The organism is Parvibacter caecicola (genome assembly GCF_003725335.1).
Taxonomy (GTDB): Bacteria; Actinomycetota; Coriobacteriia; order Coriobacteriales; family Eggerthellaceae; genus Parvibacter; species Parvibacter caecicola.
Genome location: NZ_QIBY01000014.1, coordinates 17510 through 31112 on the forward strand (window position 1 = coordinate 17510; position 13603 = coordinate 31112).

Here is a 13603-nt window from a genome sequence, read left to right on the forward strand (position 1 = left end):
CCATGCCCTACATTTCCGTAGAGAGTGGTGCCCTGACAGATGCGCAAAAGGAGCAGCTGATCGGGCGTTTAACCGAAGTTGCGTCTGAGGTCATGTCCGTGCCCCCCGAGTTTTTCTCGGTCACCATTAAGGAGCTTCCCGATAAGAATTTCGGCATTGGCGGTAAAACCATCGACCGCGTGAAGGCCGAGTACCGCGCATCTCGCGGGTAGGTGTTCTCGGCCAATGGCGCGGCCCCGTGCAAAACAGCCAGCTGAGCTGGTGTTCATCGGCGAGTTTGAAGTCTGGCTCACTCGCAAGCCCATCAAGAACCTGCACCTGCGGGTGAAGCCGCCGGATGGGCGCGTGGAGGTTTCGGCCCCGCTGCGCATGCCGTTGCGGATGATCGAGGGGTTCGTGCGGGAGAAGCGGGACTGGATCGCGGCCCAACAGCGGGCCATCGCCGCATCGCCGCGGGCGGAGGCGGCCCAGGCCAGCCCGGAGGAAGTTGCCCAGTGGAAGGCGGTGGTGGCCGCCTGCGTGCCGCCGCTCATCCAGGCATGGGAGCCCGTCTTGGGGGTGAAGGCGGGCAAAATCGCCTACCGCAATATGACCAGCCGCTGGGGCAGCTGCCAGCCGTCAACGGGGCGCATTTGCATCAACGTGCGGCTGGCCCTCTACCCGCCGGAGTGCCTGGAGTACGTGGTGGTGCACGAGCTGTGTCATCTGCTGGAGCGCGGCCACGGCCCCCGCTTCCACGCCCTCATGGATTCCGTGATGCCCGACTGGAAAGCCCGTCGCGCCAAGCTGCGGTAGCGCCACGGATGTCGGTGCCGCCCGCAGCGGTGGGCATCCCTATCCGCTTTGTTGCCAATCTTTAGGAAAACCTTTCGTTTATCTACATTTTTAATCCACGGGGGCTTCGTAAGTGGTTGCTATAGGCCGCGCGAGAGTAAAATGAAGCAGTTGGTCTGTGGTTTTTCAACAGGAAGTGTGCCCATGAAGAACGATTCTCAGAAGTCCGCCTCCGAAACAGAAGCTCTCAGCAAGGCGAGCGCCGCCGGCGCCCATGCCGCGCCCAGTGCCTCCGGGCCCGTACCCGATGCGCCCCCCGCCGCTGACGCGCCCCCGAAAACCCCCATGAAGAAGCGCAACATCGCCATCGCCATTGTTGCGGCGGCCCTGGCGCTGGTGGCCATCGGCTGCGGTGTGGCCTCCGCCTTCCTCAACAACGTGTCCCAAGAGCTCAACCAGGGCGCTAAAACCGAGCAAGAAATCAAAGATATCGAAAGGGCGCTGCCGGAGAAGAAGAAAGAACCCGGCGAGCCTTTCTACATGCTGCTCATCGGCTCCGACCGGCGCGAGGGCGACCCCTCCATGGGCCAGCGTTCCGACACCAACATCGTGGCGCGCATCGACCCCGCCAACAACACCGTCATCCTGCTGTCCATTCCCCGCGACACCAAAATCCAGATAGAAGGCTACGGCACCAACAAGTTCAACGCCGCTTACGCCTTCAAGGGCACGGCCGGTGCCATCGAGGCCGCCAACGAGCTGCTGGGCATCGAGATTTCCCATTACGCGGAAGTGAACTTCAGCGAGCTGGTGGGGCTGGTGGACGCCGTGGGTGGCGTGGACATCGACGTGGATACCCGCATCAACGACACCAAGGCCGACCTCGACAGTGACAGCGCCCATGTGGTGCTGGAGGAGGGGCCGCAGCATTTGAACGGCACCCAGGCGCTTTCCTACGCCCGCAGCCGCAAGTTCGTGGACGGCGACTTCACCCGCACCTCCCATCAGCGGCAGCTGGTGGCGGCCATCGTGCAGAAGGTGATGAGCCTGCCCCTCACCGACCTGCCCGGCGTTATCGAGAAGGGCGCCAAGTGCGTGACCACCGATCTCACCATCGCTGAGCTGCTGGATTTGGCCCAGCGCTTCGACGACCCTTCGCAGCTGAAGGTGTACTCGGCCATGATTCCCTCCACCACTGCGAACATCAGCGGCATTTCCTACGTGATCAACGACGCCGAGGCCACCAAGGAAATGATGGCCCTGGTGGAGAAGGGGCAAAACCCCGGTGAGATTGTGTCGAAGCTTTCCACCCAAGAGGCCATCGCCCAGGATCCTTCCGTGAAGAAGAACGCTGACAGTTCGGCGAATTCCAGCTCTTCGGGCAACAAGTCCTCGTCCTCTTCCGGCAACAAGGGCACCTCTGGCGGCAATAATTCCGGCTCCGGCAACAAGGGCACTGCATCGGGCGGCAACAGCGGTAATTCCGGCAACTCCGGCAGCGGCTCCGGCTCCACTGGGCCCTCCAACGGCGGCACGGCTTCGGGGGGCAACGCGTCTTCCGGCGGCAACGGCGGCAATTCCGGCAACGCGTCTTCCGGCGGCAACGGCGGCGCCACCGCCCCCGACCCCGGTGACTCCGGCAATTCCGGCTCCGCTGGCGGCTCCAACGGCGGCACCTCTTCCGGCGGCAACAGCGGCGGCGATTCCGGTTCCGCCGGCGGCAGCTCCGGCGGAACCACCGCCCCCGACCCCGGGCCCTCCACCGGCGGCGACACCACCCCCGATTCGGGTCCCTCTACCGGCGGCGATGCAGGCAGCGGCGACGCGGGCGGCTCCGGTGAGGCCAACAAACCGGCCGGTGCCGGCGGCGAGGGCAACTAAGTTCCATCCGTGCGAGAAAGGCCGGGCCAATAGGTCCGGCCTTTTTCATGCCGAAGCGGCGGCCGAGTGCATTTTGCCCACCGCTTCGGCTCATTTCACAGAACGGAAACCTTGGATGGCTACAGTGGCCCCATTGAAGGAAATTCGCGCCCACGCCCCAAGGAGGCCCCCATGGCTCATGTGAACCCTCATTTCCAGCAGCTGCCCGGCAGCTACCTGTTCTCCGAAATAGCCCGCCGCACCGCCGCCTACCAGGAGGCCAACCCGCAGGCTGCGCTCATCCGCATGGGCATCGGGGACGTCACCCAGCCCTTGGCGCCGGCGGTGGTGGAGGCCATGCACGCCGCGGTGGACGATTTGGCGGCCGCCGAATCCTTCCACGGCTACGGCCCCGAGCAGGGCTACGGCTTTCTGCGCGAGGCCATCGCCCAGCACGACTTCGCCGCCCGCAACATCGCCATCGGGGCAGATGAGATTTTCATTTCCGACGGGGCGAAATCCGATTGCGGCAACATCGGCGACATCTTCTCGCTGGATTGCAAGGTGGCGGTGTGCGATCCGGTGTACCCGGTGTACGTGGACAGCAACGCCATGGCCGGCCGCGCCGGCGACTGGGACCCGGCCGCCGAATGCTGGACCAACATATACTATATGCCCACAACGGCGGAAAACGGCTTTGTGCCCGCGCTGCCCGATCAGCCGGTGGATCTGGTGTACCTCTGCAGCCCCAACAATCCTACCGGCACGGTGCTGGGGCGGGAGGCCCTGGAGCGCTGGGTGCGGTGGGCCAACCAGCACGACGCGGTGATTCTCTTCGACGCCGCTTACGAGCGCTTCGTGGTGGAAGAGGGGGTGCCCCGCTCCATTTACGAGATTGACGGCGCCGAAACCTGCGCCATCGAGTTTCGCTCCTTCTCCAAAACCGCCGGCTTCACCGGTGCCCGCTGCGGTTACACGGTGGTGCCCAAGGCGCTGGTGCGCGACGGCCAGAGTCTGCACGGTTTGTGGAACCGCCGCCAGTGCACCAAGTTCAACGGTGCCTCTTACGTTATCCAACGGGGCGCGGCGGCGGTGTACACGGCGGAAGGGGAGGCCCAGGTGGAGGCAACGCTGGACATCTACCGCGCCAACGCCGCCACTATCCGTGCTGGCCTTGAGGCGGCCGGTTTCGCCGTGTACGGCGGCGTGAACAGCCCCTACATTTGGTGCAAGACCCCCGAGGGCATGGGGTCTTGGGAGTTTTTCGACTTGCTGCTGAACCGGCTGTCCATCGTCACCACGCCCGGCGCCGGCTTCGGCCCGGCGGGGGAGGGCTACATCCGCCTCACCGCTTTCAACTCCCCCGAAGCCACCGCCGAGGCCATGGAGCGCATCAAGGCCCACTTCGCTTAAGGCAAAAAAAGGGGGGTGTCAGGGGGACGTTCACTTTTGACACATGGAAAAGCACTGCCGGGATGGCAGCCAATAACGTGTGTCAAAAGTGAACGTCCCCCTGACACCCCCCATTGGCTCCCTGTCGTGCGGTTGTGCTATAGTTTCGCGAGCAATTTAACTCTTTAGCTAGAAGGTGGCCCCATGATCAAAGAAGTAATCACGGACGAAGAGATCCTTTCGAAGAAGTGCGAGCCGGCGGTGGCCGAAGACGCCCCCGTTGCGCAGGATCTGGTGGACACCCTGCTGGCCAACGACGACGCTGCCTGCCTGGCCGCCAACCAGATTGGAGTCACCAAGTGCATCGTGGCCTATTTGAACGAGGCGGAGAAGCCGGTGGTGCTGTTCAACCCCCGCATCACCCAGAAGCTGAAGCCCTTCGCGGCGGTGGAGAGCTGCCTGTCCCGCGAAGAGCCGGCGGCGGTGCAGCGCTACAGCTGGATCCGCGTCGCCTACGACCGCCTGGAGGACGGCCGGCTGGTGCCCGCCAAGAAGAAGCTGGAAGGCTACGGAGCCCAGGCGGTGCAGCACATGATCGACCACTGCAACGGCGTGCTGGTATAGGGCGTTCCGCCCCAAAAGCCCCCCGCTTTTGCTACAGGGCGGGGGAGCGGCGGCGCTGGTGTGCCGCTTGCGTGAAAGCAGCAAAAAATTTGTTGACGGCGGGAAATCCCGCTGCTAGCATATTCCCTTGCGTTTACTGACCTATAAGGAGAACATACCATGTACGCAATCGTAAAAACGGGCGGCAAGCAGTACAAAGTTGCCCCTGGCGACAAGATCAACATCGAGAAACTGGATGCCCAGCCCGGCGATCAGGTTGAGCTTCAGGCCATCTGCATCGTTGACGATGGCAAGGTGGAGGCCGATCCGGCCAAGGCTGCTAAGACCAAGGTGACCGCTACCGTTCTGGAGCAGTTCCGCGGCGAGAAGCAGCTGGTGTTCAAGTTCAAGAAGCGCAAGAACTACAAGAAGATGCAGGGTCATCGTCAGAACCTGACCCGCGTCAAGATTGATGCCGTCGGCGCTGCCGTGGCTGAGTAAAGCAAGAAGGAGGCAATCTCATGGCTCATAAGAAAGGTCTCGGCTCTACTCGCAACGGCCGCGATTCCCGCGCACAGCGTCTGGGCGTTAAGAAATTCGCTGGCGAGAAGGTAAAGACTGGCATGGTTATCGTGCGTCAGCATGGCACCCACTTCCATCCCGGTGAGAATGTGGGTCGTGGCGGGGACGACACCCTGTTCGCCCTGTGCGACGGCACTCTGGAGTTCACCCGCGGCCAGAAGCGCCGCGTGCACGTTCGTCCTGCTGAGTAAACGCTCCCCAACACGACTGCGTTACATTTTTTGCCTTTTCAGTGCTCCACGGGTTTCCGGGAGCACTTTTTCTATATCGGGGAAGCGGGCGTTTCCCCAGATGCGGAGGATAGCATGTTCATCGACAAGGTGCGCATTCATGTGAAGGGCGGCGACGGCGGCGCCGGCTGTATGTCGTTTCGCCGCGAGGCCCACGTGCCCAAGGGCGGCCCTGATGGCGGCGACGGCGGCCACGGCGGCAACGTGGTGGTGCAGGCGGACGCCAGCCTTTCGTCGCTGATAGAGTACCGTTTCAAGCACCATTTCAAGGCCCAGCGGGGCACCCATGGCAAGGGCAGCCGCATGCACGGTGCCACTGGGGAGGACCTGGTGCTGAAGGTGCCGGTGGGCACTGTTGTGCGGGAATACTTCGAAGAAACCAAGGAAACCGGCGAACTTATAGCCGATCTTACCCACGACGGGGAGTCGGTGGTGGTGGCCCGCGGCGGCTGCGGCGGCCGGGGCAACATCCACTTCGTCACTTCCACCCGCCGCGCGCCTGCCTTCGCGGAGCTGGGGGAGCCGGCCATCGAGGGCTGGATTGAGCTGGAGATGAAGCTGATGGCCGACGCTGCCCTGGTGGGCATGCCCTCGGCGGGCAAGTCGTCGCTCATCGCCAAGATGAGCGCCGCGCGGCCGAAGATCGCAGACTACCCCTTCACCACGCTGGTGCCCAACCTGGGCGTGGCTACTAGCGGTGATCTGTCGTTCGTGGTGGCCGACATCCCCGGCCTCATCGAGGGGGCCCACGAGGGGCGCGGCTTGGGGCACGAGTTTCTGCGCCATATCGAGCGCACCGCCCTCATCGTGCAGGTGGTGGACCTCACCGGCGATTGGGAAGGGCGCGACCCGCTGGAGGACTACGAGGTGATCAGCCGCGAGCTGGCGCTGTACGCCAAAGAACTGGCGGAGCGGCCCCGCATCGTGGTGGCCAACAAAACCGACGTGCCCGGCATCGAGGAGGTGTGCGAGCAGCTGGCGGCTCGCGTGAAGGCGGATTCGCTGGCGGCCGCTGGCGGCAACGAGTTTGTGGAAAGCCCCATCGACCCCAAGCTGTACCGCATCAGCGCCCTTACCGGCGCGGGGGTGGAACAGCTGAAGGCGGCCATCGCCCACAAGGTGCATCAGCTGCGCGAGGCGGCCCGCGAGCAAGCGGCGGCCGAGGTGCAGTACGACTGCATCTGGGAGCACAAGCGGGCCGAGCGGGACAAGCGCTTTACCGTCACCGAGGAGGAAGAAGGGGTGTTCCGCGTCAGCGGCCCGCAGGTGGAGCGCATGGTGGTGCAGACCGACTGGGACAACGAAGAGGCCATCACCTTCCTGCAGCATCGGCTGAAGCGGGTGGGCGTTGACGACGCCCTGCGCCGCGCTGGCGCCCGGGACGGCGACGAGATTCGCATCGTGGGGTACTCTTTCGATTACGAATCCCCCGAAGGGGCAGTGGACATCTACCAGGAATTGGACATCTAATGAACAGCCACGAGGCCGCCGGCGCGCGGCGCCGTTTGGTGGTGAAGATAGGCTCTTCCACTCTCACCACCTCCGAGAGTTCCATCGACTACGGGTTTTTGGACAGCCTGGCCCGGCAACTGGCCGCCGTTCGGGCGGCCGGATGGGACGTGGTGGTGGTCACCTCCGCCGCCATCGCCTGCGGGCTGGAGGCGCTGGGCATCGCGAAGCGGCCCACCGACATGCCCAGCTTGCAAGCGGCCGCTTCGGTGGGGCAAAGTGCCCTTTCCACCGCTTACTCCAACGCGTTCGGCGCGCTGGGCATGATCACCTCGGTGGTGCTTCTCACTCGCCGCGACACCGCCGACCGTAATGCCTACCTGCACGCCCGCGACACCTTGAACCGGCTGCTGGAACTTTCGGTGGTGCCCATTGTGAACGAGAATGACACGGTGTCGGTGGAGCAGATTCGCTTTGGCGACAACGACACATTGGCCGCTTTGGTGGCTTGCCTCATTGACGCTGACCTCATGGTGATCCTCTCCGACATCGACGGCATGTACACGGCCAACCCCCAGGTGGACCCATCGGCCACGCTGATTAGGGAGATAAGCCGCATCGACCGCTCCATTTTGGACGCGGCCGGCGGTGTGGGTTCCAGCGTGGGCAGCGGAGGTATGGTGACGAAGATAAAGGCGGCCCGGGTGCTGATGGCGGCAGGCATTCCCATGGTGGTGTGTCACGGGCGCCGCCCCCGGTGCATCGAGGAGGCGGCGGCCGGTGAGGACGTGGGCACCCGGTTCGTGGCGCCCCATCGCCCCCATGAGATAAGCGCCAAGAAACTGTGGATTGCCCTGGGCGATACCTCGCGCGGCACCGTGACCGTGGACGACGGGGCGAAGGAGGCCCTGGTGAAGCACGGCAGCTCGCTGCTTTCCGTGGGGCTGCGGGCGGTGGAGGGCCGTTTCGACTGCGACGACATCGTGGACGTGGCCGACGGCACCGGCCACGTGTTCGGCCGGGGGCGAGCCGCTGCCGGCAGCGACCTTCTGCAGCTGGCGGTGGGGCGCAGCCGCGAGGAAGTGGCCGAGAACTGCATTCTGGCGCCGCTGGCGGAGCGGCCGGTAATCCACCGCGACGAGCTGGTGCTTTTTGAATAGGAGTGACTTCGTGGAGCAAGAGGTAATCGAACTGGCGAAGGCGGCGAAGGCGGCCAGCGCCGCGCTGGCGCAAACGAGCGCCGACGAGCGCAACGCTGCGCTTGGGGCCATGGCGGCGGCTCTGCGCGCCCACAGCGGCGCCATAGTGACCGCCAACCGCCACGACATGGAGGCGGCCCGGCGGGCGGGCACCAAAGAATCGCTGCTGGACCGTTTGATGCTGGACGAAGGGCGCGTGGGCGCTATGGCCGATGCGCTGGAGGAGCTGGCGGCGCTGCCCGACCCGCTGGGGCGGGTGCTGAAGCAGGAAACCCTCTACAACGGCATCCAGCTGACCCAGGTGAGCGTGCCTTTGGGGGTAGTGGCGGTGGTGTACGAGGCGCGCCCCAACGTGACCGCCGACGCTGCCGGCATCTGCCTGAAGTCGGGCAACAGCTGCATCTTGCGCGGCGGCAGCCTGGCCCTGCGCTCCAACCGCGCCATCGCCGACGTGCTGGCGGCCGCCGCCGAGGGGGCAGGCATGCCGAGGGGCTGCATCGTGGCCCTCACCACCGCCGACCGCAGCGCCACCGATGTGCTGATGGGGCTGCACGGGCTGGTGGACGTGCTGATTCCCCGCGGAGGAGCCGGCCTCATCCGTCATTGTGTGGAGTGCGCCAAGGTGCCCGTGATTGAAACCGGCACCGGCAACTGCCACGTGTACCTGCACGCCACCGCGCCGACGGAGATGGCGGCCGCTATCGTGGAAAACGCCAAATGCCGCCGCTACGGGGTGTGCAACGCTGCGGAAACCCTGCTGGTGGACCGCGCTGCCGCCCCCTGGTTGTTGCCGGAGGTGCTGGCGCGGCTGGCCGCCCGGGGCGTCGCTGTGCACGGCGACGGGGAAGCGCTGGCCATCGCCGCCGCAACCCCTGGCCTAATCGCGGTTGCCGCCACCGACGAGGACTGGGAAACCGAGTATCTTTCCCCCGACATCGCCGTGAAGGTGGTGGCGGGCCCCGAAGAGGCCATTGCCCACGTCAACCGCTATGGCACCATGCACTCCGAGGCTATCGTGGCAAACCCGACGGACGGGGCGGGGGCGGCGGCCATCGAGGCGTTCCTGAACCAGGTGGACGCCGCGGCGGTGTATGCCAACGCTTCCACCGCCTTCACCGACGGTGGCCAGTTCGGGCTGGGGGCCGAGATTGGCATCTCCACCCAGAAGACCCACGTGCGCGGCCCCTTTGCGTTGGAGGGCCTTACCTCCACCAAGTACCAGCTGCGAGGGTCGGGCCAGGTGAGGGCCTAAGTGGCCGCCGCGATTTCCGCCCGCTTCGATGGGCTGGGGCAAGACGGCGCGCCGGCGCGGCTGGGCATTATGGGGGGCACTTTCGACCCCATCCATATTGGGCACTTGGCCTGCGCTGAGCAGGCGCGGGAGGCCTTCGGACTTGATGCGGTGATATTCATTCCCACTGGTAACCCCGCCCATAAGCAGGGCAAAACGGTGACGCCAGCGGAGATGCGTCTGGAGATGTGCCGCCTGGCCTGCCTCCCCAACCCCCACTTCGATGTGAGTGCCATTGAGGTGGAACGGGCAGGGCTCACTTACGCAGTGGACACGGTGCGGGCGTTGCGGCAGCACTTTCCGGAAAGTGTGGAACTGTGCTACATCACCGGCGCCGATTCCATCCTCTCTATCGCCCGTTGGAAGGACAGCCGCGAAATTGCCCGCATGGTGCAGTTCGTGGCCGCTACCCGTCCCGGTTACGAGGTGGGCGCCGCCTTCAAGGAGGAGTTGGCCCAGCTGGGGGATTTTCGCGTGAGCTACTTCGAGGTAACGTCGCTGGCGATTTCCTCCAGCGAGCTGCGGGCCATGGTGGCCGAGGGCTATTCGCTGCGCTATCTCACCACGCTGTCGGTGTGCGACTACATTTTTCGCAACGGCCTGTATCGCGCTCCCTCCACCGTTCTGAAAACCACGGGGCAGGGGTGCCTGCAGCCGGCACTGGAGGCAGCGCGGGAAGGGGGCGAGCCATGCAGCCTGGGGGCCAAGGAAGTCCAGATGGGCAAGCAGCCGCGTCCGGCCGATACTCCCTTGAGCTCGCGGCAGTTGGAGGAAATCCGTCGCTCGCAATTCGTGGATGTGCCCCCCGATAACGTCCCCCAGTGGGGGCTGTCCCTGGAAGAGGTGCTGAGCGAGGAGTTCTGGGAGGCCCGCAAGGCCGAACTGGAGAAGCGGGTGAGCAAAAAGCGCTTCGCTCACAGCCTGGGGGTGGCCGCTACGGCCGATCAGCTGGCGGCCATCTACGGGGTAGACCGCCGCAAGGCGCGGCTGGCAGGGCTCATCCACGACTGGGACAAGGGCTTCGATGACGATGGTATCCGCGCTCGCGTGCGCCAGCTGGGGCTTGAAGGGGCCATTGCGCCGGAAGTGGTGGAGAAGATGCCGCAGGTTTTGCACGCCCACACTGCTGCTGCTGCTCTGGCGCGGGAGTTTCCCGCCCTGCCGTCCGACGTGGTGCAGGCCATCGACCGCCACACCACCGCCGCCCCCGACATGATGCCGCTGGACATGGTGATCTACGTGGCCGACTGCCTTGAGCCCCATCGCCGCTTCGGCGAGGTGGACAAGCTGCGGCAGCTGGTGGGCGAAGTGAGCCTGCCCCAGCTGTTTCTGCAAGTGTACGAATACTGGGTATACCTGCTGATGTCCCGGCAAAAGCCGCTGCATCCTGCTACCATTGAAGTGTGGAACGCCTACGCCAAGGGCCTTCTGAAACGAAAGGAACATAATGGAGAACACAACTGAGAACCAGGCCGCCGAGGCGCAGCCGGCTAGCTCTCGCACCGCCGCCCTGATCGCGGCCCGTGCCGCTGACGATAAAAAGGCCACTGACATCATGGTGCAGGAGGTGAAGGAGCTCATCGGTGTCACCGATTACTTCGTCATCGCCACCGCCTCCAATAACCGCCAGGTAGAGGCCATTATAGATGAGATAGAGGAGAAACTGCGGGTAGAGGGGCACTTAAAGCCGCTGCACCGGGAAACAACTTCCGACGGCTCGTGGGAACTTTTGGATTATGGCTCGGTGGTAGTGCATGTGTTCCAGCCGGAAACCCGTGAGCATTACCGCCTGGAAGCTTTGTGGAACGATGCGCCAGTGGTGGACCTGGAGTCCGAGGCCGGCATCGCCGACTTGGTGTACAGCGAGCGCATCGCCAAGTTGCTGGGACGCGAGGCTTAAAAACTCCTCTGTTGCCGTCCCGTTGCCGGCGCCACCCGAAGTCGGGCGGCGCCGCGCGATGGAGAAATTCGCGCAGGAAAACAACCCATTTGATGGTATAAAAGCACGCGGTGCCCGAAGTGGGCGCCGCGTTTCGTTTGGGGCCTTGCCTCGGGCGCAGCGTTTTCAACATTGGAAGGGAGACTCATGGAAGCTTCTATTCCCTTGATCTTGGGCTTGCTGGCGGGTATCTTGGCCGCCGTGTACGCGGGCGTCTTGATCAAGCGCATCAACGGGTTGCCTGCCGGCAACGAGAAGATGCGCAGCATCGCCTCCGCAATCCAGGAAGGCGCGATGGCATATCTGGCTCGCCAGTACAAAACCGTCGCCATTGCCGCCGTGGTGATTGCGATCATTTTGGTGATTCCCGGTTTCATGGGGGTTTCCGGATTCGGCATCTGGACCGCTCTCGGCTTTTTGCTGGGCGGCGCTGCTTCTGCCGCCGCTGGCTACATTGGCATGCGCATCTCAGTGGCCGCCAACGTGCGCACTGCTGAAGCGGCCCGCACCGGCCTGGGCGCCGCCCTGCGCGTGGCGTTTCAGTCGGGCACCGTTACCGGCATGTTCGTCATCGGCCTGGGCATCCTGTCGGTCTCCCTCTTCTCTTTCCTGGTGTACTCCGGCACCGCTTCCTGGAGCGCGCTGGTGGGCCTGGGCTTCGGCGGTTCGCTGATTTCCGTGTTCGCCCGCTTGGGCGGTGGCATCTTCACCAAGGCGGCCGACGTGGGCGCCGACCTGGTGGGCAAGGTGGAAGCCGGCATCCCCGAGGACGACCCCCGCAACCCCGCCGTGATCGCCGACAACGTGGGCGACAACGTGGGCGACTGCGCCGGCATGGCCGCTGACCTGTTCGAGACCTACGTGGTTACCACGGTGGCCGCCATGCTCATCGGCAACCTGGCCTTCGGCGAATCTTCCATCGCCATGTCGCTGGGCTTCCCGCTGGTCATCGGCGCCGCCTCCATCATCGCCTCCATCATCGGCACCGTGTTCGTGAAGATGAGCCCGGGCGGCACCATCATGGGCGCCCTGTACAAGGGCCTCTGGATTGCCGCTGGCATCGCCGTGGTGGCGTTCTTGCCCATCACTTTCTGGATGCTGGGCGATGTGACGGTGGCCAACCCGGTGCTGGCCCCCGAGGGCATCACGCCCTTGTCTGTGTGGATCTGCGCCGTCATCGGCGTGGCCCTCACCGCTGCCATGGTGTACATCACCGACTACTACACTTCGTCCACTAAAAAGCCGGTGGACTCCATTGCCGAGGCCTCCGTCACCGGCCACGGCACCAACGTCATCCAGGGCCTGGCCGTGGGCATGGAAGCCACGGGCCTGCCCATTCTGGTGATTGTCATCGCCACGCTGGTCAGCTTCTTCCTGGGCGGCGTGTTCGGCATCGCCGTGGCGGCGCTGGCCATGCTGTCGATGGCCGGCATCGTGGTGGCCATCGACTCCTTCGGCCCCGTAACTGACAACGCCGGCGGCATCGCCGAGATGAGCGGCCTGCCCGAGAGCGTGCGCGAGAACACCGACGCGCTGGACGCGGTGGGCAACACCACCAAGGCGGTTACCAAGGGCTACGCCATCGCCAGCGCCGCGCTGGCGGCCGTGGTGCTGTTCGCCGACTTCACCCACACCGTAACCGAGGAAACCGGCTTCACGGTGCTGTTCGACCTGTCCAACCCGTTCGTGCTGATCGGCCTGTTCGTGGGTGGCCTTCTGCCGTACCTGTTCGCCTCCCGCGCCATGACCAGCGTGGGCCGCGCCGCCGGCGACGTGGTGAAGGAAGTGCGCCGTCAGTTCAAGGAGATTCCCGGCATCATGGAAGGCGAGGGCAAGCCCGACTACGCCACCTGCGTTGACCTGGTTACCCAGGCAGCCCTGCGCGAGATGGTGCTGCCCGCCTGCCTGCCCATCGGCACGCCGGTGGTCATCATCGTCATCGGCTTCATCTTGAACGCCTGCGGCTACCCACTGGCCTTCGAGTTCACTACCCAGGTGCTGGGCGGTGCGCTGGTGGGCACCATCATCACCGGCCTGTTCGTGGCCATCTCCATGACCTCCGGCGGCGGCGCTTGGGACAACGCCAAGAAGCTGATCGAGGAGGGCAAGTACGGCGGCAAGGGCTCGTTTGCCCATCAGGCGGCCGTTACCGGCGACACTGTGGGTGACCCCTACAAAGATACCGCCGGCCCGGCTTTGAACTCCATGATCAAGGTGTTCAACATCGTGGCACTTCTGCTGGTGCCGCTTTTGGCCCTGCTGGCTCCGGCCCTGTAGCCTTCGG

Annotated in this window: 13 protein-coding genes; all 13 read left to right on the forward strand. The window is 64.7% G+C overall.

Annotated features, from left to right (window positions below):
- Positions 1-2 precede the first annotated feature (2 nt).
- The 13 genes from dmpI (at position 3) to DMP11_RS07860 (ending at position 13596) form a co-directional block, all read left to right on the forward strand.
- Positions 3-212 (forward strand): 4-oxalocrotonate tautomerase DmpI, encoded by a 210-nt coding sequence (gene dmpI, locus DMP11_RS07795; RefSeq protein ID WP_123185930.1) that lies wholly within the window; start codon positions 3-5, stop codon positions 210-212.
- A 13-nt stretch (positions 213-225) separates the two neighbouring features.
- On the forward strand, positions 226-795 hold the full coding sequence (locus DMP11_RS07800; RefSeq protein WP_123185931.1) for a M48 family metallopeptidase: 570 nt from the start codon (positions 226-228) through the stop codon (positions 793-795).
- 183 nt (positions 796-978) lie between these two features.
- Positions 979-2655: an LCP family protein gene (locus DMP11_RS07805; protein WP_161555335.1), complete on the forward strand. Its 1677-nt coding sequence runs from the start codon at positions 979-981 to the stop codon at positions 2653-2655.
- 171 nt (positions 2656-2826) lie between these two features.
- Entirely contained in the window at positions 2827-4047 is a 1221-nt protein-coding gene (locus tag DMP11_RS07810) for an LL-diaminopimelate aminotransferase (RefSeq protein WP_123185933.1), read from the forward strand.
- Positions 4048-4230: 183 nt separating this feature from the next.
- Positions 4231-4650: a peptide deformylase gene (locus DMP11_RS07815; RefSeq protein ID WP_123185934.1), complete on the forward strand. Its 420-nt coding sequence runs from the start codon at positions 4231-4233 to the stop codon at positions 4648-4650.
- A gap of 159 nt (positions 4651-4809) precedes the next feature.
- Positions 4810-5130 carry a 50S ribosomal protein L21 gene (gene rplU, locus DMP11_RS07820; protein WP_123185935.1) on the forward strand — a complete coding sequence of 107 codons (321 nt, stop codon included), beginning with the start codon at positions 4810-4812 and terminating at the stop codon, positions 5128-5130.
- A gap of 20 nt (positions 5131-5150) precedes the next feature.
- Complete coding sequence (gene rpmA / locus DMP11_RS07825; RefSeq protein ID WP_123185936.1) at positions 5151-5402, forward strand: 50S ribosomal protein L27; 252 nt, start codon at positions 5151-5153, stop codon at positions 5400-5402.
- A 114-nt stretch (positions 5403-5516) separates the two neighbouring features.
- Positions 5517-6911, forward strand: a complete 1395-nt coding sequence (gene obgE / locus DMP11_RS07830) for a GTPase ObgE (protein WP_123185937.1) — start codon at positions 5517-5519, stop codon at positions 6909-6911.
- Complete coding sequence (gene proB / locus DMP11_RS07835; protein WP_123185938.1) at positions 6911-8050, forward strand: glutamate 5-kinase; 1140 nt, start codon at positions 6911-6913, stop codon at positions 8048-8050. The genes obgE and proB overlap by 1 nt, the downstream gene beginning before the upstream one ends.
- 10 nt (positions 8051-8060) lie before the next feature.
- Positions 8061-9341, forward strand: a complete 1281-nt coding sequence (locus tag DMP11_RS07840) for a glutamate-5-semialdehyde dehydrogenase (RefSeq protein WP_123185939.1) — start codon at positions 8061-8063, stop codon at positions 9339-9341.
- The gene (nadD, locus tag DMP11_RS10540) at positions 9342-10844 is read left to right on the forward strand and encodes a nicotinate-nucleotide adenylyltransferase (RefSeq protein ID WP_214646989.1); all 1503 of its coding nucleotides are present in this window, start codon (positions 9342-9344) and stop codon (positions 10842-10844) included.
- Positions 10828-11280, forward strand: a complete 453-nt coding sequence (gene rsfS, locus DMP11_RS07855) for a ribosome silencing factor (RefSeq protein WP_123185940.1) — start codon at positions 10828-10830, stop codon at positions 11278-11280. The genes nadD and rsfS overlap by 17 nt, the downstream gene beginning before the upstream one ends.
- Before the next feature lie 186 nt (positions 11281-11466).
- Positions 11467-13596 carry a sodium-translocating pyrophosphatase gene (locus DMP11_RS07860; RefSeq protein WP_123185941.1) on the forward strand — a complete coding sequence of 710 codons (2130 nt, stop codon included), beginning with the start codon at positions 11467-11469 and terminating at the stop codon, positions 13594-13596.
- Positions 13597-13603 lie beyond the last annotated feature (7 nt).